Here is a 23,744-nt window from a genome sequence, read left to right on the forward strand (position 1 = left end):
TCCGGGCCACGGCGGCCCCGCCCCGGATGATCTGCTCGGTCACTGGTTGGAAAGCTCCTTCATCTCGGTGATCGCCGGTACGGCCATCGGGTCGAGTCCGTGCGCCAGCGCCAGATAGATCGAGGCGAAGTCGGGCACCGCGACCAGCGAGGCGAGCCGTTCCAGCGCCGATCCGCCCTCGGCGGTCACCACGTCGCAGCGCACCCCGCGCCGCTCGGCGAGGGTCTGCACGGCGTCGGCCCGGCGCTCCTCCACCACCAGCGGCTCGTCGGTGTCGTCGTCGGCGTTCAGGCCGCCGTCCCGGAGCAGCACCAGCCGCAGCCGGGTACCGGTCGCCTCGTCCTCCGGGTCGGCGAAGATGTCCCGGCCGGACTCGCCGAGACCGCCGAAGACGCCGTCGAGCAGGCCGACCCGGCCCCGCCCCGCCTCGCCCAGGGCACCTGCCACCACCGGGTAGCGGGCGTTCGCCGAGAGGGTGTCGCCGAACCGCCGGGCCGCCACGGTGGCCAGCGGCGACGAACCCCAGACGATCGGCACCGAGCCGGCCAGGCCCAGCGCCAGCGACTTGGCCGGGTTGACGAAGGACTCGGCGGACGGGCGGCACCGGTCGGCGTCCGCGTCCAGCCGGGCCGCCGTCTCGGCCAGGTCCGCCTCGTTCACCTTGACCAGGCCGAGCGCGCGGGCCGCGAGCAGCACCGGCACGGTCAGCGCCCAGAGGCTGGCCCGGGCCGGCGCCCGCCGGGGCACCGGGACGAACGGCGCCCGGACCCCCTCGGCCACCGACTGGAGCTGCGAGTCCGGCGCACCGACCGCGACCAGCCGGGCCCCGCGCCGGGCGGCGGCCTCGGCCGCGCCGAGCGCCTCGGGGCTGCGTCCGGAGGCGCTGACCGCGATGACCACGTCCGCCGCACCCACCCAGCCGGGCACCCCGGCGCTGCGGTGCTGGATCACCGGGACGGGGCAGCGCGGGCCGGCGACGGTGGCCAGCACCTCACCGGTACGCGCGGCGGTGCCGATGCCGGCGATCACGACCGCCCGGGGGCGGCCCTCGTCGGCCAGCATGCCGAGGTTGGCCTCGGCGGCCAGCGCGGCGGTCTCCCGGACCTGGGCGCCGGCCGCGGCGGTGTGCCGGAGCATCCCACCGGGGTCGTTCTCACTCATCGCCGCGACGTCGTCGAGCAGCCCCTCGTCGGGGACCGGGCGACCGCGCAGACCGGCCGTACCGTCCATCACCGCTGGTCCGGGTTGCCGCCGGCGGTGGCGTCCGGACCGGCCGCCGGTCCGCCGCGCGCCTCGTCCAGCAGCAGGACCGGCACGTCGTCACGTACCTCGAAGATCCGCGCGCACTCGGTGCAGGTCAGGGTCTGCGCCGCCGGGTCGTAGTCCAGCGGTGCGTGATGGGTGTCCGGGCAGGCCAGGATCTCCAGCAACTGCGGGTCGAGGGCCACCGTGCGGCTCCTTCCACTCCTCGTGCGGTAGGTCGGGTACGGCGGGTCTCCGACCGGCGCGATGGATCTTATCGGCGAACCAGTCCGAGTACCTCGTCGCGGAGCGCCACCATCCGTTCCGGGGTGGGCGCCTCGACGTTGAGCCGGAGCAGCGGCTCGGTGTTGGACGGGCGCAGGTTGACCCAGGCGCCGTCCGGGAAGCGCAGGGTCAGCCCGTCCAGCTCGTCGGTCTCGGCGTCCGGGTAGCCGGCCCGGACCTCGGCCAGCTTGGCCCGCTGGTCCGGTACTGTCGAGTTGATCTCGCCGGAGGAGGCGTACCGCTCGTACGCCCGGCCGAGTTCCGACAGCGGGCCGTCCTGCTCGCCGAGCGCCGCCAGCAGGTGCATCGCGGCGAGCATCCCGGTGTCGGCGAACCAGAAGTCCCGGAAGTAGTAGTGCGCCGAGTGCTCGCCGCCGAAGGCCGCGTTGGTGCGGGCCATCTCGGCCTTGATGAAGGAGTGGCCGACCCGGCTGCGCACCGGCTCGCCGCCGTGCTCACGGACGATCTCCGACACCGCGCTCGACGTGATCAGGTTGTGGATGATCGTCGCGCCGGGGTGCTTGGCCAGCTCGCGTACCGCCACCAGGGCGGTGATCGCCGACGGCGAGACCGGCTCGCCCCGCTCGTCGATCACGAAGCAGCGGTCGGCGTCGCCGTCGAAGGCGAGCCCGAGGTCGGCGCGGTGCTCGCGTACGGCCGCCTGGAGGTCGACCAGGTTCGCCGGGTCCAGCGGGTTCGCCTCGTGGTTGGGGAACGAGCCGTCGAGTTCGAAATAGAGCGGCACGATCTCCAGCGGCAGCGCCGGCAGGACGGCGTCGCCGAGCACGGCCGGTACGGTGTGCCCGCCCATGCCGTTGCCCGCGTCGATCACCACCTTGAGCGGGCGGATCCCGGTCAGGTCGACCAGGGTGCGCAGGTGTGCGGCGTACGCGGGCAGCAGGTCCCGGTGTTCCAGCGGCGGCAGCGGCTCGTCCACCGGCCGGGTCTCGCCCTTGTCCAGCAGCGCCTGCGCCCGGTCACGCAGCTCGGTCAGCCCGGTGTCCTGGCCGATCGGCCGCGCCCCGCCACGGCACATCTTGATCCCGTTGTAGGCGGCCGGGTTGTGGCTGGCGGTGAACATCGCACCCGGCAGGTCGAGGCTGCCGGAGGCGTAGTAGAGCAGGTCGGTGCTGCCGAGGCCGAGATGGAGCACGCCGAGCCCCTCGGAGCGGACCCCGGCGGCGAAGGCGGCGGCGAGACCGGGCGACGACTCCCGCATGTCGTGGGCGACGGCTACGGTCCCGGCCGGCTCCCCCGAGGTACGGAGCAGCTGCGCGAAGGCCGCGCCCAACGCCTCGGCGGCCCGCTCGTCCCACTGCTCCGGAACGGTGCCCCGGACGTCGTACGCCTTGACGATAGCGGACAAATCAGACAAGATCTCGCCCCTCAGAAGGACACTCGGTCAACGGCCTGAGCGTATCGGAGCCGGACCCCACGCCCCGCCCCAAGGCGATCCGCCGGTGGCGAACACCCGCCGTCCGCCCTGCCCGGCCGGGCGTACCGACCCCGACACGCCCGGCCGGCAGAGCAAGCCGGACTACTGCTGGGGACGCCGGGCCGGCGGCAGGATCAGGGTCGCGTCGGGCCCGCCGGCCGAGGGCTGCTCCGGAGGTACGGACGCCTCCGGCCGGGGCGGCACAGCCTCCGGCCGGGCCGGCACCTCGCCTGCGGACACCGCGCCGCTCCGCGCCGGCGGTACCACCTGCGGCGGGACCGGCCCCGGCTGCCGGGGCGGCGTCGATCCGGCCGGCCGCGGCAGAACCGCGCCGGAGGCGGGCAGGATCAGGGTCTGGTCACCGACCGCCGCCGCGCCACCCGGCGCCGCGCCGGCCCCGCCGACCGGCCCGACCCGGTCCACCGGCTGCGTGCCGGGCAGGGGTCCGGCCGCGCCGACCGGCCCGGCACCGTCACCGGGGGCACGGCCGGCACCGGCGCCGCTGCGGAAGACCGGACCCACCGGCGCGATCCGGGCCGTCGGGTCCGCCGGGGGAATCCGGGTGGTCCGCTCCGCACCGAGCAGGACGATCCGGGCGGTCTTCTCCGCCTCGTCCCCCGACGCCGCGGCCGCCCGGCCACGCTCCGCCCGGCTCCGCCGGATCAGGAGCACCATCAGGGCGATCCCGATCCCGACCATCACGATGCCGACCACCATCACCATGCCGCCCAGCCCGAGCGACCCGCCGGACTCGTCCTCGGCGGCGACCGGCTGCGCCGGCAGGGCCGCCGCCACCTCCTCGGTGGCCGGCGCGGCCGGCTCCTCGGTGGCCTGCGGGGTCGCCGACGGGATCACCAGTTCGGGGGTACGCTCCGGCGCCGCCGGGACGTCTCCGGTCCGGCCGGTCACCCGGGCCGAATCGGTGTCCCGGCCGAGCAGCCGGCCACCCGCACCGTACGCCTCGGCCAGCAACGTCACCCGGCCGCCGGGCGCACCCTCGGCCAGACTCACCCGGTACCGGCTGGAGACGCTCTTCCGCGCGCAGAGTTCGGGCTTCTGCGGCGCGGTGCGCTCCCCGACGACCAGCCCGTTCCCGGCCTCCGAGACCGGCACCCGGCGCCAGCCACCGTCGGCGGCGACCCGCACCTCGACCCGGTCGGCGGTCAACCCGGGCAGGTGCACCCCGAGCACGGTGCGGACGTTGACACAGGCACCACCGCGCATCGAGACGTTCACCGTCACCGAGCCGGGCGAGCCACCCGCGCTGATCGAACTCGGCGCGCGGACGCGTACCGATTCGCCCTCGGCCACGGCCGGGGCGGCGGCGAGTGACACCGTCGTACCGACCAGCAGGCCGACGGTTCCCAGCCAGGTCGCGCCACGCCGTACCGACATGATCACCTCGCTCGTCGCAGTGCAGATCCGGGCACAGGCTACCGGTGCAGCGGCAACCGCCCTCTCTCATGCCCGCCCGGCGCCGCGCCGAATCCTCCGGCCGGCCGGCCGGACCCGACCCACCGCCGCCGAAGCGGGTGGACGGCCCTCCCGCCGTCACACCCCGGCGAACCGGCGCAGTTCGGCCCGGCAGAGCCGGTCCGCCTGCCGGGTGGTCTCCGGCAACCGGTACGACGGGGTGAGCCGGAGCACCTGGGCGCAGGCGTTGTCCAGGTCCATCCGGTGCCCCACCGAGACGAAGACCGGCCGTACGTCGTCCCGGGTCCGCAACACCCGGCCGACCTGCTCCGCACCGTCGACCAGCGGCGCCCAGGACCCGCGCCGCCGGTCCGGCCCGGCCCACGTCCCGACCAGCGGCGTCTTGCCGACACCGATCGCCGGACGGTCGGTGAGTACGCCCAGGTGACAGGCGAGCCCGAACCGGCGCGGGTGGGCGAGCCCGTGCCCGTCGCAGACCAGCAGCTCCGGCTCGACGGTCAGCCGGGCGAGCGCGGTCAGCAGCGCGGGCAGCTCCCGAAAGGCGAAGAGCCCGGGTACGTAGTCGAAGGCGGCCCGGCCGGTGGCCACCGCCGTGTCCAACACCTCCAGGGTGGCCGGGTCCAGCACGGTCACCGCGGCGGCGAGCCGGTCGCCGTCCTCGGCGTACGCCACGTCGAGCCCGGCCACCGTGCGGGGTGCGGCCGGCCCCGGCCCGGTCAGGTCGACCAGCGGGCGCAGCCGGTCCTGCACCGCCTCCGCCTCGGCGACCGTGCCCGGGATCCCGATCGCGGCGCAGACGGTGGAGAACTCCGGCGGCCGGGCTACCACTCGATCCCGCTCAGCACCATCACCCGGGACTCGGTGTAGTCCTCCATCGCGCTGCGCACCCCCTCCCGGCCGACACCGCTGCCCTTCACCCCGCCGTACGGCATCTGGTCGGCCCGGTACGACGGCACGTCGCCGACGATCACGCCGCCGACCCGGAGCGTCCGGTACGCGGCGAACGCGGTTCGCAGGTCGTGCGTGAAGACCCCGGCCTGCAACCCGTACGCCGAGTCGTTGACGGCGGCGAACGCGGCCGCGTCGTCCGGCACCGGCGCCACCACCAGGACGGGCCCGAAGACCTCTTCGGTGTTGACCCGGCACTGCGGCGGCACCCCGGTCAAGACCGTCGGCGCGTAGTGCGGGCCTTCCCGGCGACCGCCCAACTCGACGGTGGCACCGGCCGCCACCGCCTCGTCGACCCAGCTCTCGACGCGCCGGGCGGCGGCCTCGTCGATCAGCGGCCCGACCTCGGTCGCCTCGTCGGCCGGATCCCCGGTACGCAGCGCGGCGACCGCCGCGACCAGCCGGGGCAGGAAGCCGTCGAGCAGCCACTCGTGCACGAAGACCCGCTGCACCGCGATGCAGCTCTGCCCGGCCTGGTAGTTGCCGAAGGTGGCGATCCGCCGCGCGGCCTGGTCGAAGTCGTCGGCGCTGGCCCAGTCCGCGCAGACCACCGCCGCGGCGTTGCCGCCGAGTTCCAGCGTGACGTGCTTGTCCGGCACCGACCGCCGGATCGCCGCACCGACCGGCCCGGAACCGGTGAACGACACCACCGGCAGCCGGGGGTCCCGGACCAGGTCGCCGGCCCGGTCGTTCGGCAGCGGCAGCACCGAGCACATCCCGGCCGGCAGGCCGGTCCCCGGCCCGTCCGGCTCGGTCACCTCGGCCAGCAGTTCGCCGAGGAGCAGCGCGGTCAGCGGCGTCGCCGGGGCCGGCTTGACCACGATCGGCGCCCCCACCGCGAGCGCGGGGGCGACCTTGTGCGCGACCAGGTTCAGCGGAAAGTTGAACGGCGTGATGCCGAGCACCGGCCCCCGGGGCAGCCGGCGGACCAGGGCGACCCGGCCCTCCCCGGCCGGCTCGGTGTCCAACCGCTGCACCTCGCCGGACCAGCGCCGGGCCTCCTCGGCACCCCACCGGAAGGTGGCGACCGCGCGGGCCACCTCGACCCTCGCCCACCTGACCGGCTTGCCGCTCTCGGCGGTGATCAGCCGGGCGATCTCCTCGGCCCGCTCGGCGAGCCGGCGCGACACGTGTGCCAAGGCGCCGGCCCGGACGTGCGCCGGCAGGGCGGCTGCCCGGTCCGCCACCTCGGCGGCGGCGGCGACCGCCGCCTCGACCTGCTCCGGGTCGGCGTGGCTGGTCCGGCCGACCTCGCGACCGTCGGGATGCCGGACCACGAACGGATCGCCGCCCCGGGCCGGCCGGCCGGCGAGGAGGAACGGCACGGATTCCACGTCCGGCAGCCTAACCCCCCGGGTACCGGCCGACGGATCGCCGCTCGCCTTTCTCTGGCCCGGGCACGCTGCTCAGGCGGCTGGCTTGTCACTCCTCGCCGGGTGTGGTGCTCAGGTAGTCGTGCAGCCGGCTCGACCCCTCCAGCATCGCGGTGGCCCGTTCGGTCAGCTCCAGCCTGCGGCGCTCCACCGCGGCCCGCAGCGCCGCCGTACTGCCGGTGCGGCGCAGACCGTCGAGGATGGGCCGGATCTGCGGCAGCAGGTAGCGGCTCCGCCGGAGCATGCTGATCATCTGGGCGTCCCGGATCTCGGCCGGGCCGAACCGGCGGTACCCGGTCCCCGGTTCCCGCTCCGGAATGAGCAGGCCGGCGGCCTCCCAGACCCGCAACGCCGACGTACGCACACCCAGCCGGGCCGCCAGCTCGCCGATCCGCAACGTCAGCCGGGACACCGTCGCAGGCTCGGTCTCCTGCTCGGCGACCGCTTCCAGGGCGGTAGCGGCCTCGGCGAGCGCACGACGCTCCTCGTGCAGCCCGGCGTGACTGGCGTCGACCAGCGCGAGCGCGGACGGCAGGTCCCCGGCGTGCACCGCATGCATGATCGACCGAGCTGTCTCCCAGCCGTACCCCCTGGCCAGCGCCCGGTACGTCAGCAGCGCCAGGCGGTGCCGCTCGTCGAACTGGCGGTATCCGGAGGCGCTCCGGGGCGCCGGGGGCAGCACCCCGGCGTCGAGATAGTTGCGGACCTGCTGGGTGGAGATGCCGGCCAGCCGGGCGAGGTCGACGGGACGCAGCCTCCGCTCCGCCCGGCTCACCGCGCCGCCCCGCCGCCCGGAGCCGGGTCCGCCGGGTTGAGGGTTGTCAGACGCATCCGCCCAGGGTAAGCCCCCAGGCTGCCACAACCCTCAAGGCGTTTCGGAGCAGTGCTGAAAGGCCGGCCGGCTACTCGCCGACCGTACCGTCGAGCAGTTCCCGGGCGATGTCGAGCTGGCCGCCGTGCCGGGCGTACTCCTGGAAGAGGTGGAAGAGGATCCGGCCGAGCGTCGGCGCCGGATCGTCGAGATAGCGCAGCAGCAGTTCACGCGGATCGGAGACGTCGACCGGCGGGTCGTCAAGGGTCGCCGGCATGCGTTCGGGCGACGCGGACATGCCGACGAGGCTAGCCCGCAAACCCCGCCGCAGACCGCCCCGCCCACCAGCACCGGCAGGCGGCCGACCCGGATATCCCGCGCACCGACGCCGATGTTCCGGTTATCCTGCCCTCGTGGCCAGTGCTGCCGCTGCGGCGTACCCCGACCTCTCGGGTCGGACCGCGCCCCGGTCCGGGTCCTCCCCGGCCCTGCACCGACGGCGCCCGGTGGCTCGTACCCGAGCCCGCCGAGGCCGCCTGCGCTGACCAGCCCTGATCACGACCGGCGGACCGATCCGCCGGTACCCCGTACGTCGATCAGTCCGCTCCCCATTGGTCCGGCAACGGACCGGAGCGAGAGGCGTACCCGGAATGGATCTCGAAACCCTGCTCACCGACCGGCTGGCGCGGTCGTTCTCGGCGCTGGCCGGCGAACCGGTGGACCCGGTGGTCCGGCGCTCCCGGCACGCCGACTTTCAGGCCGAGGCGGCACTGTCGCTGGCCCGCCGGCTCGGCCGGACCCCCCGGGAGATCGCCACCGAGGTGGTCGCGCACGCGGCGCTCGTCGACCTCTGCTCGTCGGTGACGGTCTCCGGTCCCGGATTCGTCAACCTCACGGTCGCGGACGACCTGCTCGGCACACTGCTGTCGAGGATGGCCGCCGACCCCCGGCTCGGCGTGCCGGCCGTGACCAGCCCGGAGACGGTGGTGGTGGACTACTCGGCGCCGAACGTGGCCAAGGAGATGCACGTCGGACACCTCCGGTCGACCATCATCGGCGACGCCGTCGCCCGGCTGCTGGAGTGGCTCGGGCACCGGGTCGTCCGGGCCAACCACCTCGGTGACTGGGGTACCCCGTTCGGGATGCTGATCGAGCACCTGGTCGACCTCGGCGAGTCCACCGCCGTCGCCGAGTTGTCGATCGGCGATCTGGACTCGTTCTACAAGGGAGCCCGGGCCAAGTTCGACGCCGACGAGGCGTTCCGGCAGCGGGCCCGCCAGCGGGTGGTGGCGCTCCAGGCCGGGGACGAGGCGACGCTGCGGCTGTGGCGGCTGCTGGTCACCGAGTCGGAGTCGTACTTCCTGGCCGTCTACGACCGGCTCGACGTCCTGCTGGCCCGGGCGGACTTCGTCGGCGAGAGCCACTACAACGCGATGCTCGACCCGATCACCGACGAACTGCACCGGCTCGGCCTGCTCGTCGAGAGCGGCGACGCGGCCTGCGTCTTCCCGCCCGGCTTCCCCGGCCGGGACGGCGAGCCGGTACCGCTCATCGTGCGCAAGCGGGACGGCGGGTACGGCTACGCCGCCACCGACCTCGCCGCGCTGCGGCACCGGATCCGGGAACTCGGCGCCACCCGGCTGCTCTACGTCGTCGGGCTCCCACAGCGGCAGCACTTCGAGATGGTGTTCGCGGTCGCCCGGGCGGCGGGCTGGCTGCGGCCACCGGCCCGGGCCGAACACGTCGGCTTCGGGCTGGTCCTCGGCCCGGACGGCCGCAAGCTCGCCAGTCGGGCCGGCGACTCGGTGAAGCTGGTCGACCTGCTCGCCGAGGCGGTGGACCGGGCGGCGACACTGGCCCGGCAGAAGAACCCGGACCTGGACCAGGCCGAGATCGCCGAGCTGGCCCGGGCGATCGGCATCGGCGCGGTCAAGTACGCGGACCTGGCCAGCGACCGGACCCGGGACTACGTCTTCGACTGGGACCGGATGCTCGGGTTGTCCGGCAACACCGCCCCCTACCTCCAGTACGCGCACGCGCGGATCCGGTCCATCTTCCGGCGGACGGGCGGCGGGGTGCCGCAGGGCGTACCGATCTCGGTCGTCGAGCCGGCCGAACGGGCGCTCGCGCTGGAACTGCTCGGCTTCGGCGCGGTCGTCGACACCGTGGGCCGGACCCTGGAATTCCACCGCCTCGCCGCCCACCTGCACGCGGTCGCGGTCGCCTTCAGCGCCTTCTTCGAGCAGTGCCCGGTACTCCGCGCCGAGCCGCCCGTCCGGGAGAGCCGGCTCGTCCTCTGCGACCTCACCGCCCGGGTACTCCGGCAGGGCCTGCACCTGCTCGGCATCGCCACCCCGGTCCGGCTGTGAGCAGACGGTGCGGCTGATTGGCCGGCGCCTGCCATAGGCGAAGGCCCGCCCCGGTTCGCCGGCCGCCTGGCGGGCCTTCGTCGGCGACGTCACCCACCGTCGTCCCTAGCACTGCCGAGACGGACACGACGAACGCCCTACCCCCGGGAACGCACCAGGCGGTGGGGCGTCGCCGTCTGCACACCCAGCTGAGACGGTACGCGTACGCGGTCAGGAGAGTTCGGCGAGGATGCCCTCGCAGCTACGGACGACGGTGCGGGCGGCGCGGCGCTGGTCGACGCCGCGCAGCGGATCCTCGGCCAGCTCCTGCCAGCGGCGTACCGCCGCCGAGCCGCGCGCCCACAGCTCGTCCCCGGTGACGTCGTGCTCGACGCCGAGCCGGGCCGCCAGGCTCGCCCCGTCCCCGCCGATCAGCCGGTTGGCCTCGGCGGCCAACTCCGGGTCGAACCGGAGCTGGCCGCCGAGCAGCGCCGCCGAGAGCCGCAGCTCACGGAACTCGTGCGCGCCGGCCAACACCTGCTCCAGCCGGGCGAGCAGCTCCGTCGCGCCCGGCCGGGGCTCGGCCCGGAGCAGCGACTCCAGCGCCATCAGCACCGCCCGGGCCTTGAGCACCGGGGCCCGGTCGACGAAATACCGGGTCATCGACTCGCGCAGCTCGGTCAGGCCACTGCGCCGGACCAGCTCGGCGGCGAGCCGGGCCCGGCTGTCGGAACCGGTCCGGACCAGCGTGGTGGAGAGGCGTACCCCGAAGATGCCGAGCCGGTCGAGCAGCCGACGTCGGGTCTCCAGGTCGAGCGGGACCGGGAATTCGGCGGCCAGGAACCGGTCGGTGGAGAGCAGCAGCCGGTCCGTCTCCGCCCGGGGCAGCCCGGCCAGCGCGGCCAGCGCGGCGTACTCCGACTCGCTCAGCATCCGGCCGGCGAGCGCGACGAGCCCGCCGAGCGCGACCACGCTCAGGCAGTACGCGTTGACCCTCGGGTCGCGGCGGTGCCGGCGGGCGAGCTGCCGGGCGGTGAGCAGCGCGTCGACCCGACCGCCGCCGAGTTCGTCCACCCTGGACAGCACCAGGAGTACGTTCACCGGCGCGGCCCGGGCCACCGAGCCCGGCTGCGCCGCCTGGAACGGCCGCAGGTCGTCCCCGCTGCCGTCCCGGCTCAGATAGAGCACGGCATCGGCCTCGTGCACGATCCGCTGCACCGTTGCCGCGCCGCCACCGGCACCGCCGACCAGTTCGGCGTCCCCACCGGCGGTCGGCCCGGCCGCGAGCGCCAGCCGTCCCCGCCCGGCCCCGGCATCCTCGCCAGCCGTCCGATCGTCGGGTCGGTGGCTGACCGCCGGAGTGTCGATCAGTACGGCGTGCCGCAGCGCCCGGGTCGGCCACTGCACCACGATGTCGTCGACCTGGTCCCACCGCCCGCCGCCGAGGTCCACCCGCATCCCGCTGGCGGTACGGGTCACCGCGAGGTCCCGGGGCGCGCCCCCGGCCGGGTACGCGGTGACCCGTGGTTCCGGCCCGTCCTCGTACCAGGTGAAGACCTGGCGGCCGTCGGCCACCTCGACCGGTGCGACCGCCTCGCCCATCACAGCGTTGACCAGCGTCGACTTGCCGGACCGCCACGGGCCGGCGACGGCGATCCGCAGCGGCTCCTCGAACCGGGCGAACTGCCGGTGCAACTGCTCCACCGCCCGGGGGTCGTTGCCGTAGACCTCCAGCGCCTCGTGCACCAGCCCCCAGGCCGCCTCGTCCAGCCGGCCCACCCGGCTCACCCGAGCCCACTCTCGTTCGCGACCCCGGGGCTCGCAAGCTCACTCCTCGCGCTCACGGGCCGGGCTCCAACCCGGTGCTCCCGGTGCGGCCGGTGCCGAGGGACTGCGCGCCGGCCAGCGCCTGTGCCTTCTCGTAGAGGTCCGCGAGCCGTTTCATCTCCAGGGCGAGTCGGCGCTGCCGCTGGTCACGCTCGGCCGCGTCCGCCTCGGCGGCCTGCTTGGCGGTCCGGAACGACCGCACGATGCCCTCCTGCAACTCCTCGGTCAGCCCGGTGAAGTGGTCCCGGAGCATCCGCTGCACCTGCCGGGCGGTGTCCTTGCAGTCCTTGCTCAGCCGGAGGAAGAAGTCGTCGACGTGCCGCTGGGTCGCCGTCTTGACCGCCGCCTGCCGGCGTTTGAGCAGCGACTTCCCCTCGTCGCGGACGCTCTTGCCGCCGAAGAGCGCGCCGGCGCCGAGCGAGATCGGGTTGATCAGCGGCATCCCGGCCAGCGTGGTGGCCAGGCCGAACATCAGCACGCCGCCGTACGAGCCGCGCAGCCCGGTGACCAGCTTCTGGGTCCGGGTGAACTTCTCCACCGTCGGCTGCTCCATGATCTGGATCCGGTCGCTGAGGTTCTCCGGTACCCGTACCGACCAGCTCGGCAGCGCGTCGAAGCCGTACCGGTCGAACTGGCTGGCGACCCGGTTGGCGATCCAGCCGCAGCGCTCGGCCAGCCAGGCGTAGTTCGCCTCGGCCGCGTCGGTGAGGTTCTCGGTCAGCCACTCCTGGAAGGTGTCCCAGCCGGTGAGCGGGTCGGCCTTGTCGAACGCCTCGTCCACCTTGCGCAGGATCTGCCGGGTACGGTCGCGCAGGTCGTACTCGACGTCGGAGATCAGGTCCGCCATCTCGTCGTTCAGGGTGTTCTGCCAGCGCACCGAGCAGCGGCGCAGCTCGTCCACCTCGCGCTGGGCCGCGTGCAGTTTCGAGATCGGGCCGGACTGCTCGACGGCAGCCTCCTTCGCCACCGCGAGTTCGGCGCGGAGCGGCGCCGCGAGCTGTTCGAGGACCGTCCGGGCGCTGTGCGCCACCGCCGCCCGGGCGAGCGCGTCGGCCTTGCCGGCCTGGTCGCGCTTGATCCGGTTGAGCAGTTCCGGGAAGTGCGACTCGGCGTTGAGCTGCTTGTCGTTGCTCCGGGCCGCCTGTAGGCGCAGCGTCGCGGAGACCGGGATCAGCGCCGCCGGTACGCCCGCGTCGGCCAGGTGCTGCCGGTTGCGCTCGACCACCGTACGCCAGTGCGGCACCAGGTCGATCTTGCTCTGCACCACGGCCAGGTTGGCGTGCGACCGCGCGATGTGCAGCAGCAGGTTCAGCTCGGCAACCGAGAGTTCCCGGGTCACGTCCGAGACCAGCAGCACCAGGTCGGCCTGGTTCGGGGTGGCGGCCGGGCTGATCGCCCGACCCGGGTCGGTGCCGTCCACCCCCGGCGTGTCGACGAGGACGAGTCCGGAGGCGAGCAGCGCCCGGGGGATGCCGATCTCGGCGTGCTCCAGTCCACCGCCCGGACGCCGCCGTACCGCCCCGCCGCCGCCGACCGTGCGTCCGCCGCCGTCCGCCGAGCCGGCCGGTACGTCGCCGATCCCGCCACTGCGGCCGCTGATCCGGGCCACGATCTGCTCGATCGGTACGGCTATCCGCTGCGCCGGGCCGGGCACCGCCGTACCGGGGCGCGCACCGGGCAGGGGCTGGCCGGTCGGACCGGTCCGCACCGGTGACCCCGGTGGGATGTCACGTCGCCGGCCGGGCGGGGCCTGCGGATCGTGGCCGTCCACCGGCCGTCCCCGTCCGGCCTGCTCCGGTGCCCGCGGAGGGCTCCAGACCAGCGCGGCGGTCGGCGCCTCGGCGTGCCCGACCACGGTCGGGATGGTGGTGCTGATCCCGTCTCCCACCGGGCAGACCGAGGCGTTGAGCAAGGCGTTGACGAGCTGACTCTTGCCCTGTTTGGGTTCGCCCACGATCAGTACCCGCAGTCTCGGGTCCAACAACTGGGCCCGGCGATGGCGAAGCCAGGAGATCAGGTCGCCCCGACCGTGCGCGTGGGAAACCCGCACGATCTCGTCTAGTACGTCAAGCCAACTGGGCGCCATCACCGCACCAAGTGTGCCGGTTGCGCCGGAATTATCAAGAGGACCGAAGGCCGGACCGTGGGACCACGGTCCGGCCTTCGGTGGGCCTCACGGACTTCCCGCGCTCAGAGAAGGTCGTCCGTGATTCCCAGGAGGCCGCCGGAGGTGGAGGCGTCTACTTCTCCGGCGGTGCCGCTGTCACCGATGACACCGGAGGTGGTGTCACTGAGCGTGTTGCCAAGGCTGCCGGTGAGGTCGGACACCGTCGAGGTGGTGTCGTCGAGCACCGGCGTGCCGGTGGAGCCGAGTGGTTCGAGGTCCAGCGCGTCACCGACCCCGGTGACGGTGTCGGTCACGCCACCGACGGTGTCCGTCACGCCGCCCACCGTGCCGGTGACGCCGAGCGAGTCGACGAGTCCGGTGACGTCGTCCAGAGTGCCCCGCACGGTGTCACCGGCGAAGTCGACCAGGCCGATCTGGCCGCCGTCCACCGCGTTCCCGACCAGGCCGTCCGGGGTGCCGACCCCGCCGGTGGTGTCGGTGAGCACCGGTTCCACCACCTCGGAGTCGAGGGTGTCGGCCACGTCCACGCCGGTCGGCACCAGCGGGTCGACCAGACCCAGCGGGTCGGAGAGCGGGTCGGCGCCGAGCCCCGGCAGGACCGCGCCGAGCCCACCCGGCGCGACGCTGATCGCACCGAGGGTCGCCGCGTTGACGTCCGAACCCGTGGAGTGCGTGGAGACACCGAACTGGGTCGCGACGCTCTGCAACTGACCGATGACACCACTCGGGTCGAGCTGGAACTGACCGAGGCCCACGTCCTCGCCGACCGGGGCCAGCGAGGTGAGGCCCTGCACCGGCGCGTAGTCCACCACCAGCGGCACCACGTCCTGGACGTCCGCCACGCTGATGTCCGCCAGTCCGGCGTCGCGCAGCGTCCCCTCCGGGTCGATCTCGAAGGCCGACCGGGCGTCCGGGTTGGTCAACAGGTTCAGCACGAAGTCGTGCAGTGTCTGGGGCGAGCCCATGTGCCGGTCTCCTCGGTGCGGTCGCCGCCCGGCGCGGGTCCGGTGCGGTGTCGTGGCGGCGACGAATCCGCGTCCGGTGGGAGCGGGTCCGTCTGAGGTGGCGCAGGTGGTGCGGGGGTGTTGCCTCCGGCGGCGGCGCGCTGCGTTGCGCCGCCGCCGGATGTCTGAAGCAGACGCTAGACGGAATCGGCCACGCCGGACATCGGGGACGACGCCGGGGTTGCCCGGCCGGTTCGCTAGGGCCGCGCCTTAGATCTGCGTTAGGGGCATAGGGGATGCGTTCCGGCAGAGTTAGGGTCCCGATGGCGGATAGATCTCTGGTACGAAAAGATGACTCCCTAACGGCCCACCGGGCGATCTCAGCCGCCCGGGGTCGTCCCCGGTGAGGCCACGAAACGGTACACGCCGTCCCGGGGTCATGACTCGCGGTGAAGGAATGGTCGGATGCCCTACGTCCTCGGAATCGATATCGGCAGCACCGCCACGGCTGCCGCTGTCGCCCGGCTCCGGGGCAGCAACTGGGATCCCCCCGAACCCGTCCGGCTCGGGCCGGTCGGGCACACCGTGCCGTCCGTCCTGCTGATGTCGACCAACCGGTCGATCACCGTCGCCGACCCCGACGAGTACGACGGTCCCGTCGACAGCGGCTGGATCGCCCGCGACTTCGGCAACCGGATCGGCGACGGCGTACCGCTGCTGGTCGGCGGCGAAGCGTGCTCGGCACAGGCGCTCACCGCCATGCTCGCGATGTGGGTGGTCGAGCGGGTCGTCGACCAGGAGCGGGAACGTCCGGACTGGATCGTGCTCAGCCACCCGGGCGGCTGGGGAGACTACCGACGACACCTGCTCGGCGAGGCGCTCTGGGACGTCGGTCTCGCCGACGTGTCCCTGCTGCCCGCACCGGTCCTCGCCGCCGCCAGCCACGCCGCGCACGGCTTCTCCGGCCGTACCTTCGCCGTCCACACCCTCGGCGGTCACACCTACTCCACCGCCGTCGTCGACCGGGCCCAGCCGCTCGGCTTCGACCTGCGCGGCGGGCTGGCCGACGCCGAGCCGCCCGCCGGAGCCGACTTCGACGAGGCGCTGGTCGAGCACGTCCGCGCCAGCCTGGCCAAGGAACTCGCCGACCCGACCGACCCGCTGGTCCGGCACGCCCTGCTCGGCCTGCGCCGGGAATGCCGCCGGGCCAAGGCCGAACTGACCGTCGCCGACACCGCCGACGTGCTGGTCCGGCTCCCCGACCGGCAGACCCGGGTGCCGGTGAGCCGGAGCGGGTTCGAAGACCTGATCCGACCCGCCGTCACGCTGACCGTGGACGAGCTGACCCGCACGGTCCGGTCCTGCGGCCTGGCACCGCACCAACTCGACGGCGTACTGCTGGCCGGCGGCTCGGCCCGGATCCCGCTGGTGCGGGAACTGCTCGCGGCCCGGTTCCCGGTACCCGTCGAGGTCGAGGCCGACCCGCAGCTCACCGTCGCGGCCGGTGCGGCGGTGGCCGGCTGCCAACTCCTGGACCGGCAGCGGGGCAACCGGCCGCCGCCGCGTCCGCCGGTGATGCGTCCACCCCGACCCGGCGCCCGGCGGGGCGAGCCACCGGCCCGCCGGCAGCGCGGCCGGTCCGGCGAGGGCCGCGAACCCGCCCGGTACGACGAGGAACGGCCCCCGCTGCCGCCCCGGCCACCGATCCGGATCACCCCGCTGGAACTGCCGATGCGAACATTGTCCGGACGGACCGGGTCGGTGAGGACGACGTGATGCTGCGTACCGACACCGAAGCCCCGCTCGTACTCGACGAGCAGACCACCGCCTTCCTCAACCGGGTCGACGCCGACCCGCAGGCACCGCTCTGCACCGCCGTACAGGCCGCCGGCGGACACGGCAAGACGGCCGTACTCGCCCGGCTGCGTCGCGGTTACCGGCAGGCCGGCGTACCCGTGCTGGACTCCTGGCGGGAGCTGACCGGTTCCGGCGACGCCGACTGCGTCGTACTCGTCGACGACGCCCACCTGCTCGACCCGGCCGCCCTGGCCGAGCTGCGCCGGCTGGCCGAGACCGGCCGGGCCCGGCTGGCGGTCGCGTTCCGACCCTGGCCCCGCCCGTCCGGCCTGACCGAGCTGGCCGAGGTACTGCACCGGGGCGGTCCGCCGGTGCTGCTCGGCCCGTTCACCGAGGCGCGCACCGCGGCCTACCTCGGCACGGCGTACGGCTCGACGGTGCCGCCGGGAATCGCCCGGCTGGTGCAGGAACAGACCGGTGGCGTACCCCGGTTCGTCGAGTGGCTGGCCCGGGCGCTGCGCCCGGCCGACCGCCGGCCCGCCCGCGCGGAGCGGTCGCCCGCCGGTGCCGAGCGCCCGATGCCGACGCTGGAGGTGCCCCGCTCGGTGCTGCTCCAGTTCGCGCCCGAGCTGGAGAGCCTCGACATCGAGGTACGCCGACTGCTGCTCGCGATGGCGGCCGGCCCGGCACTCCCCACCGACCTGCTCCGCGCGCTGCTCTCCCGGCAGCCTGACGAGCTGGACGAACTGCTCGCGGCGGCCCGCGCCGCCGGGCTGCTCGGGCCGGACGACCGGCTCGCCCCGATCGTCCGGCGCGCCATCGCCGCGCTGAGCCCGGCGAGCCAGCGGGCGGCGGTCTGGCAGCGGCTGGCGGAGTTGCAGCTACAGCGCGGCGGGCGGGTGCTCCCGCTGGTCCGGTCGATGCTCGACGGCGGCTTCGGCGGCAGTTGCCCGCCCGGCGTCGCGGAGGCCGCCGGTGACGAGGCGCTGGGCGACGATCCGGCGCTGGCGGCCCGGCTCTTCGCGGTCGCCGGAGCGGCCGGCCGGCCGGTGGCGGCCCGCCGGGCGATGGCGGCGGCGCTCTCCGCCGACCTCGACTCCGCGCTGCGGCTGGCCGACCGGCTGATCGCCACGCCGGACTCGCCGGACCGGGCGGACGGGGCGACGGTCGCCGCGACCGCGCTGGTGCACCGGGGGCACACGGATCGCGCGGTCGAGCTGTACCGCTGGTCGGGCACCCCGTCGTCGCTGGCGTTCGCGGCTCTCGGCGCCGCCGGCACCGGCCGGGTCGACCAGCTCGACAGGATCCTCGCCGATCCGCCCGCCGACGGTCCGCCGACGCTGCTCGCCAGCGCGGCCCTGTTGATGGCCCGGGGGCTGAAGGAGACCCTCTCCGGCCCGCCGACCGCCGCGCTCTCCACCCTGGTGCAGGCGTCCGCGCTGCTCGAACCGGCCGGCCGGTCGGTCCTGCTGCCGGAGACCCCGGCGGCGCTGGCCGCCCTGGTGGCCCTGCACTGTGGCGAACTGGACATCGGCGAGCGCGCCCTGGACCGGGCCGTCGCCGCCGGACTCGGCGCGACGTTGACCGTCCGCCGGCACCGGTTGCTCCAGGCGTGGCTGCTGATGGTCCGGGGGCGGGCCGCCGAGGCCGCCGCACAGCTGGCGGCGGTCGCCACCGGCCCGGTACCGCTGGAGTCCCGCGACCTGATCTTCGCCGCCGCGCTGGAACTCGGCACCGCCCGCCGCAACAGCGACCTGCCGGCCCTGCAACGCGGCTGGGAACGCGCCCGCGAGGCGGTGGTACGCCACCCGGTGGACCTGTTCACCCTGCTGCCGCTCGGCGAGTTCGCCATCGCCGCCGCCCGGCTCGGCGAACTCGACCGGCTCGCCCCCTATCTCGGCGAGGCCCGGGACCTGCTGGCCCGGCTGGGCAACCCAGCACTGTGGACGACACCGCTGCACTGGAGCTGTCTGCACGCCGCGATCCTGGCCGACCGGCCGGCGGTGGCGGACGAGCACGTCGCCGCGCTGGCCGCCGCCACCGGCCACACCCGGTACGCCTCCGTGGTGGCCGCCGCCGGGCAGAGCTGGGTCGAGGTGCTGCGCGGCGTCGTCGACCCGGTCCGGGTGGAGGCCGCCGCCCGGGGCCTGCACGGCATCGGCCTCTGTTGGGACGGCGCCCGGCTCGCCGGTCAGGCCGCCATCCGCACCTCCGACCGGAAGGCGATGACCACGCTGCTGGACTGCGCGCGGATGCTCCAGGGCCGACCGGCCGGGGCGAAGGGCGGCACCCGACCCACGAGTACCGGAGCCGCCCAGGTGGCGGACGCGATCACCGTACCGGTGGAGAACCGGCTCAGCGAGCGGGAGCGGGAGGTCGCCGAGCTGGTGCTCAGCGGCCTGACGTACAAGCAGATCGGCGACCGTTTGTTCATCTCGGCGAAGACCGTCGAACATCACGTGGCCCGGATGCGTCAGCGGCTGAACTGCGCCAACCGTGGCGAGTTGCTGGCCCGGCTGCGGACCATCGTCGAGGAGCGCTCCGGCGGCCGACCGGCCGGCTCGCCGTGGCCAGAGCGGACGGCACGGTGAAGGGGGCGGCGCGCCGGGTAGCGGCGCTCGGCTCCGGACTCCGGCGAGGGGGACCGACCCGTACCCCGGCCGACGCCGCGCCGGTGGACGGTCCGGTCGACCGGTCCGGCCCGGCGGGCCAGCGGGCCGACCGGCCACGGCCGGCAGAACAGCATGCTGACCGGCCACGACCACCGGAACAGCCGGCCGGCAGGCCACGACCGGCAGAACAGCCGAGCGGCAGGCCACGACCAGCGCAGCAGCCGGGCGGGCGGCCACGGCCGGCAGAACAGCCCCCTGACCGGCCCCGCCCCACCGAGCAACCGAGCAACCGGCCACGACCACCGGAACAGCCGGCCGGCAGGCCACGACCAGCAGAACAGCCGAGCGGCAGGCCACGACCAGCAGAACAGCCGAGCGGCAGGCCACGACCACCGGAACAGCCGGGCGGGCGGCCACGGCCTCCGGAACAGCCGGGCAACGGGTCGCGGGCGGCGGAACAGCGCGGCAAGCGGCCGCCGGTGGCACGACCGGCCGACCCGACTCGGCCGGGAGAACAGCCGGGCAACAGGGTACGGCCGGTGGAGCACCCGGGTAACCGGCCTCGGCCGGCAGAGCGGCAGGTACCCAACGGCGAGCTCGGCTCCGGCCCGGGGCCGGCACGCGGCGAGGCTGGGGCGCCGAAGCCGCCAGCCGCCGCGCCGCCAACGGCGACACCAACAGCGACACCAACAGTGACACCGGCAGTGACACCGACGCCGACTCGGATCATGGTCAAGGCGGCAGCCCTGCTGGTCGTGCTGACCGTGCTCTGGGGCTACGCCACCTTCCTGACCGCCCGCGACGCGATGGACCTGCTCGCGGTCCGCACCCTCGGCAGCCAGCTCGGTCAGCCGACTGACGCGCTCATCCTCGGCCTCCAGGCGGAACGCCGGCTCAGCATGGTCGAGCTGGCGGCACCGGGGCGGCACCGGACCGCCCTGCTCGAACAGCGCGGCCGCACCGACGCGGCGGTCGGAGCGCTGCGGCGGTTCACCGGAGGGACGGATCTCCGGCTGGTCACCGTCGGCGGGGTCCGGGAGCGGGCGGCGGAACTGGTCCGGCGGCTGGACGACCTCCGGCCGCTCCGCGAGGACGTCGACGGCGGCCGGGTCGACCGGGCCAGCGCCGCCGCGTCGTACGGCAGCATCATCGACGCCGGCTTCGCCGTGTACGGCTCGCAGTGGGCCAGCCGGCGCAGCGACCTGATCGAGGAGACCCGTACCCTCCTCGCGCTCTCCCGCGCCGCCGAGCTGCTCTCCCGGGAGGACGCTCTGGTGGCCGGAGCGCTCGCCTCGCCCCGGTTGACCGAAGCGGAGCACGCCCGACTGGTCGACCTCGTCGCGGTGGCCCGGTTCGTCCGGGCCGAGGCGGGGGCCGGACTGCCCGAGGCGGGGCGGGCCGGCTACGAGCGACTGGTCACCGGTCCGGTCTTCGCGACCCTGCACGCCGCCGAGACGGAACTGCTGGAGGCCGACTGGGACGGCGGAAGCCCGCCGGTCCAACCCGCCCGCTGGCAGGCGACGACCGAACCGGCGCTGGCCGAGCTGCGCACGCTGGTCACCGTCGGGGTCCGGGACAGCGTCGACCGGGCCACCCGGGGCGCGGCCGGGGTGGCCGCCCGGGCCGGTCTGGTCGGGGGCCTCGGCCTGGTGGTACTGGTCGCCGCCGCCGTACTGACCCTGCGCGGCACCCGACGGGTCGTCGCCCGGCTCGACGAGCTGGGCAGCGAGAACGTCGCGCTGGCCGGTGCCCGGGACGACCTGGCGACGGAGCTGGCCGCCCAGCGTGACCGGGCCGCCAAGCTGACCGACCGGGCGGCCGAGCTGACCGCCCAACGCAAGCGGCTCGCCAGCCAGCGGGAACAGCTCGTGGCGCAGACCGGACGTCGGCAGGCGGAGACCGAGCGGGTGGCCGAACGGGCCGCGCAGATCTCGGCCCGGCTCGCCGCGCACCAGCGGGCCAGGGAGGTCAACGTCTGGTTGACCCGGGAGAACCAGAGCCTGCTGCACCGGCAGATCGGCCTGCTCGACGCGATGGAGCGGCGGGAGACCGACACCGACGAGTTGGCCGAGCTGTTCCGGCTCGACCACCTCGCCACCCGGATCCGGCGCAACGTGGAACAGTTGATCAGCCTCTCCGGCGGCACGCCCGGCCGGCGCTGGCGGCGACCGGTGCCGCTGGTCGACGTCGTACGGGGCGCGGTGGCGGAGGTGTCGGACTATCCACGGGTACTCGTGGCTCCGAACTGGTCCGGTTCGGTCGCCGGGCGGGCCCTGCCCGACCTGATCCACCTGCTCGCCGAGGTCATCGAGGCCGCGCTCTCCGGATCGGCCCCGACCACCACGGTAAGGATCGCCGGTGAGGTACGCGGCGACGGTCGGGCGATCATCGTCAGCGACGACGGCGTGGGCCGGGGGCCGGCCGAACTGGACGCCGTCAACGAGTTGATCCGGGACACTCCCAACGCCGGGCCGCTCAACGGCGCCGTCGGGATGTACGTGGTCGGCCGGCTCGCCCGCCGGCACGGCGTCACTGTCGAATTGACGGCCGGGCCCCGGGGCGGGACGGCCGCGATCGTGCTGGTGCCGGCTACTCTGCTGGTCGAGACATCCGAGCCCGAACCGACTCCTGCCCCGGGCACCACCACCGCCTCGGGGCGGCCGACCGACAGCGGCGTCGTCGGACAGTCGGCTGGTGCGCCCCGACCCGGGGCCGCCCCGGCTCTGCCGGTTCGGGTACGCCGTCCGGACCCGGACACCCCGGTCGGCACCCCGAGCCGGGCCACCGGCCCCGCTCCGAACGGCGCGCCCGTACGGCGCGCCGCAACCGACTGGTCGGCGACGATGGAGCTGCCGGTAGCGCTCCCGGCACCCGGCGCCGACCAACCCGAAAGCAGCGAGAGGACGACAGGTGACTCACGCAGTGGTCACGACGGATAACCTGGTCCGGATACTCGACGAATTCGTGGACCGGGTCTCGGCGGCCGAGCATGCCGTGGCGCTCTCCCCCGACGGGCTGCTGCTCGGGGTCTCGCAGGGGGTCGGCGGCGAACTCGCCGACCAGCTCTCCAGTGTGGTCGCCGGCTTGCAGGCGCTGGCCCAGGCCGCCGCCCGGTATTCCGGCCCCGGCGGGGTGCGGCAGGTCATCGTGCAGATGCACCGCGCGTTCCTCTTCGTCGCCGCGACCCGGGGCGGCGCGATCCTGGCCGTCCGGTTCGCCGGGGACGCCGACGTCGACGAGATGGCGTACGAGGTGGCGTTGGCGGCCGGCCGGGCGGACTCGCACCTGCCCACCTTTCCGGTACCGGCCGATGACCTGACCGGGGGGTGACGCGGGGTGCGCACCGGTGCAGGAGGTCGGCACGACGACGCCTGGTACGACCAGGACGCCGGGCCGGTGGTCCGCCCGTACGCGATGACGCGGGGCAGGACGCAGCCGATCCGGGGACAGTTCGATCTGATCTCTCTGGTGGTGGCCCGCTGGCCGGTGCCGCAGCGCGCCGAGCTGACGCCGGAACAGTCGGAGATCCTCGCCAATTGCCGCCGGCCGCTCTCGGTCGCGGAGATCGCCGCCGCGCTCGACCTGCCGGTCGGCACCGTACGGGTGCTGCTCGGCGATCTGCTCGACGCCGGTCTGATCGACACCCACGAGCCACCGGTGCTGGACGCGCCCTCGGAGGATCTGCTGGAGGCTGTGCTCGCCGGGCTGCGGGCGCTCTGACCCGCTCGGCCCAGGTCTGACGGGCGGGGGCGGCACGGCGTCGCCACCCGTGCAGCGAAAGGGAAGTCACGTGCGCAAAGTTCGACAACGTCCGGCGCGTACCCTGCCGGTCGCCGTCCTCGACGTGCTGCTCGCCGGGGTGGCGGCACTGCGCGCCCTGGTCCGCCGGGTGGCCGGGCTGCTGCCGGTGGGCCGGGGTGACCGGGTGACGGTGAGCCTGATCGTCGCCGCGGCGCTGGTCGCGGTCATCGGCACCGGGTTCTTCGTCGTCGCGCTGTTCCGGACGCCGGACCAGTTCGCGCCGCTGGGGGTGGCGCCGCCGCCGTCCGCGGAGATCGAGGTTGATCCGGACGGGACGGACGGCGCCAGCGGCAGCGCGACCCCGCCCGCGTCCTCGCCGCTGCCGCCCTCACCGACTCCGGCCCGGCCCGAGTCCCGGAGCAGACCGGAGCGTTCCGCCGCACCGTCCCCGACGCCCCCGCCGGTGCTGGCCGCCCGCTACGCGACCGAGGACGTCACGCTGCTCAACTACACCGCCTCGGTGACCATCAGCAATCCCGGTCCCGGTCCGGCCAGCGGCTGGCGGCTCGTCATCACCCTGCCCCGGACGACCCAGTCCGTCGGCGCGGTGGACGGCGCCGAGGCCAGCCGCGAGGGTGCGACCTGGACCTTCGTCCCGGACCAGGCGACGAGTCGGGTACCGGCACGCGGCTCGGTGCAGGTGCGTTTCCGGGTCGACGGTGCGCTGATCGACGGCGAGCCGACGGCCTGCACGATCAACAACCGTCCCTGCCAGGCGTAGTACCGCGACCCGACGCCGGGCCGTCCGGATGCGGTCGT

At 74.7% G+C, this 23,744-nt stretch carries 18 protein-coding genes; 7 read left to right on the forward strand and 11 right to left on the reverse strand.

Translation table 11 applies throughout. The features are described 5' to 3' along the window. Positions 1 to 39: 39 nt before the first annotated feature. The 8 genes from V1634_RS23195 to V1634_RS23230 all read right to left on the reverse strand — a co-directional run bounded on the left by V1634_RS23195 (position 40) and on the right by V1634_RS23230 (position 7,826). A complete protein-coding gene (locus tag V1634_RS23195; RefSeq protein WP_331209982.1) occupies positions 40 to 1,233 on the reverse strand; it encodes an SIS domain-containing protein in 1,194 nt (397 codons plus the stop codon). Beyond that, positions 1,230 to 1,448: a Trm112 family protein gene (locus V1634_RS23200; RefSeq protein WP_331209983.1), complete on the reverse strand. Its 219-nt coding sequence runs from the start codon at positions 1,446 to 1,448 to the stop codon at positions 1,230 to 1,232. The genes V1634_RS23195 and V1634_RS23200 overlap by 4 nt, the downstream gene beginning before the upstream one ends. 68 nt (positions 1,449 to 1,516) lie before the next feature. Next, entirely contained in the window at positions 1,517 to 2,902 is a 1,386-nt protein-coding gene (locus V1634_RS23205) for a phosphomannomutase/phosphoglucomutase (protein WP_331209984.1), read from the reverse strand. 162 nt (positions 2,903 to 3,064) lie between these two features. Continuing rightward, on the reverse strand, positions 3,065 to 4,357 hold the full coding sequence (locus V1634_RS23210; RefSeq protein WP_331209985.1) for a hypothetical protein: 1,293 nt from the start codon (positions 4,355 to 4,357) through the stop codon (positions 3,065 to 3,067). A gap of 156 nt (positions 4,358 to 4,513) precedes the next feature. Beyond that, entirely contained in the window at positions 4,514 to 5,176 is a 663-nt protein-coding gene (nfi, locus tag V1634_RS23215; protein WP_331210038.1) for a deoxyribonuclease V, read from the reverse strand. Between the two features lie 41 nt (positions 5,177 to 5,217). Beyond that, positions 5,218 to 6,678 carry an aldehyde dehydrogenase family protein gene (locus V1634_RS23220; protein WP_331209986.1) on the reverse strand — a complete coding sequence of 487 codons (1,461 nt, stop codon included), beginning with the start codon at positions 6,676 to 6,678 and terminating at the stop codon, positions 5,218 to 5,220. Between the two features lie 88 nt (positions 6,679 to 6,766). Beyond that, complete coding sequence (locus tag V1634_RS23225; protein WP_331209987.1) at positions 6,767 to 7,492, reverse strand: MerR family transcriptional regulator; 726 nt, start codon at positions 7,490 to 7,492, stop codon at positions 6,767 to 6,769. 127 nt (positions 7,493 to 7,619) lie between these two features. Then, positions 7,620 to 7,826: a mycothiol transferase gene (locus tag V1634_RS23230; RefSeq protein WP_331209988.1), complete on the reverse strand. Its 207-nt coding sequence runs from the start codon at positions 7,824 to 7,826 to the stop codon at positions 7,620 to 7,622. A 352-nt stretch (positions 7,827 to 8,178) separates the two neighbouring features. Here V1634_RS23230 and argS point away from each other — a divergent pair, with 352 nt between their 5' ends. Continuing rightward, on the forward strand, positions 8,179 to 9,897 hold the full coding sequence (argS, locus tag V1634_RS23235) for an arginine--tRNA ligase (protein WP_331209989.1): 1,719 nt from the start codon (positions 8,179 to 8,181) through the stop codon (positions 9,895 to 9,897). Between the two features lie 210 nt (positions 9,898 to 10,107). Here argS and V1634_RS23240 read toward each other — a convergent pair whose 3' ends face one another. From V1634_RS23240 to V1634_RS23250, 3 genes are all read right to left on the reverse strand, one after another. Further along, the gene (locus tag V1634_RS23240) at positions 10,108 to 11,664 is read right to left on the reverse strand and encodes a hypothetical protein (protein WP_331209990.1); all 1,557 of its coding nucleotides are present in this window, start codon (positions 11,662 to 11,664) and stop codon (positions 10,108 to 10,110) included. Positions 11,665 to 11,716: 52 nt separating this feature from the next. Continuing rightward, on the reverse strand, positions 11,717 to 13,789 hold the full coding sequence (locus tag V1634_RS23245; protein ID WP_331210039.1) for a GTP-binding protein: 2,073 nt from the start codon (positions 13,787 to 13,789) through the stop codon (positions 11,717 to 11,719). A 104-nt stretch (positions 13,790 to 13,893) separates the two neighbouring features. Next, positions 13,894 to 14,796 carry an IniB N-terminal domain-containing protein gene (locus tag V1634_RS23250; RefSeq protein ID WP_331209991.1) on the reverse strand — a complete coding sequence of 301 codons (903 nt, stop codon included), beginning with the start codon at positions 14,794 to 14,796 and terminating at the stop codon, positions 13,894 to 13,896. A gap of 444 nt (positions 14,797 to 15,240) precedes the next feature. Here V1634_RS23250 and V1634_RS23255 point away from each other — a divergent pair, with 444 nt between their 5' ends. From V1634_RS23255 to V1634_RS23280, 6 genes are all read left to right on the forward strand, one after another. Then, the gene (locus V1634_RS23255) at positions 15,241 to 16,551 is read left to right on the forward strand and encodes an Hsp70 family protein (protein ID WP_331209992.1); all 1,311 of its coding nucleotides are present in this window, start codon (positions 15,241 to 15,243) and stop codon (positions 16,549 to 16,551) included. After that, a complete protein-coding gene (locus tag V1634_RS23260; protein ID WP_331209993.1) occupies positions 16,551 to 19,163 on the forward strand; it encodes a helix-turn-helix transcriptional regulator in 2,613 nt (870 codons plus the stop codon). The genes V1634_RS23255 and V1634_RS23260 overlap by 1 nt, the downstream gene beginning before the upstream one ends. 749 nt (positions 19,164 to 19,912) lie before the next feature. Next, the gene (locus V1634_RS23265) at positions 19,913 to 22,123 is read left to right on the forward strand and encodes a nitrate- and nitrite sensing domain-containing protein (protein ID WP_331209994.1); all 2,211 of its coding nucleotides are present in this window, start codon (positions 19,913 to 19,915) and stop codon (positions 22,121 to 22,123) included. Continuing rightward, the gene (locus V1634_RS23270; RefSeq protein WP_107258010.1) at positions 22,095 to 22,514 is read left to right on the forward strand and encodes a roadblock/LC7 domain-containing protein; all 420 of its coding nucleotides are present in this window, start codon (positions 22,095 to 22,097) and stop codon (positions 22,512 to 22,514) included. Before V1634_RS23265 ends, V1634_RS23270 begins: the two co-directional genes overlap by 29 nt. Positions 22,515 to 22,520: 6 nt before the next feature. Then, on the forward strand, positions 22,521 to 22,904 hold the full coding sequence (locus tag V1634_RS23275) for a DUF742 domain-containing protein (RefSeq protein ID WP_331209995.1): 384 nt from the start codon (positions 22,521 to 22,523) through the stop codon (positions 22,902 to 22,904). A gap of 70 nt (positions 22,905 to 22,974) precedes the next feature. After that, complete coding sequence (locus tag V1634_RS23280) at positions 22,975 to 23,706, forward strand: hypothetical protein (RefSeq protein ID WP_331209996.1); 732 nt, start codon at positions 22,975 to 22,977, stop codon at positions 23,704 to 23,706. The last annotated feature ends 38 nt before the right edge of the window (positions 23,707 to 23,744 follow it).

The organism is Plantactinospora veratri, from assembly GCF_036421995.1.
GTDB classification, from domain to species: domain Bacteria; phylum Actinomycetota; class Actinomycetes; order Mycobacteriales; family Micromonosporaceae; genus Plantactinospora; species Plantactinospora veratri.

Excerpts from the sequence above, each read along its gene's own strand:
- V1634_RS23245 (WP_331210039.1), bottom strand. The coding sequence starts at position 13,789 with ATGGCGCCCAGTTGGCTTGACGTACTAGACGAGATCGTGCGGGTTTCC.
- V1634_RS23230 (WP_331209988.1), bottom strand. The coding sequence starts at position 7,826 with ATGTCCGCGTCGCCCGAACGCATGCCGGCGACCCTTGACGACCCGCCG.
- V1634_RS23260 (WP_331209993.1), top strand. The coding sequence starts at position 16,551 with ATGCTGCGTACCGACACCGAAGCCCCGCTCGTACTCGACGAGCAGACC.
- argS (WP_331209989.1), top strand. The coding sequence starts at position 8,179 with ATGGATCTCGAAACCCTGCTCACCGACCGGCTGGCGCGGTCGTTCTCG.
- V1634_RS23265 (WP_331209994.1), top strand. The coding sequence starts at position 19,913 with ATGGTCAAGGCGGCAGCCCTGCTGGTCGTGCTGACCGTGCTCTGGGGC.
- V1634_RS23255 (WP_331209992.1), top strand. The coding sequence starts at position 15,241 with ATGCCCTACGTCCTCGGAATCGATATCGGCAGCACCGCCACGGCTGCC.
- V1634_RS23210 (WP_331209985.1), bottom strand. The coding sequence starts at position 4,357 with ATGTCGGTACGGCGTGGCGCGACCTGGCTGGGAACCGTCGGCCTGCTG.
- V1634_RS23250 (WP_331209991.1), bottom strand. The coding sequence starts at position 14,796 with ATGGGCTCGCCCCAGACACTGCACGACTTCGTGCTGAACCTGTTGACC.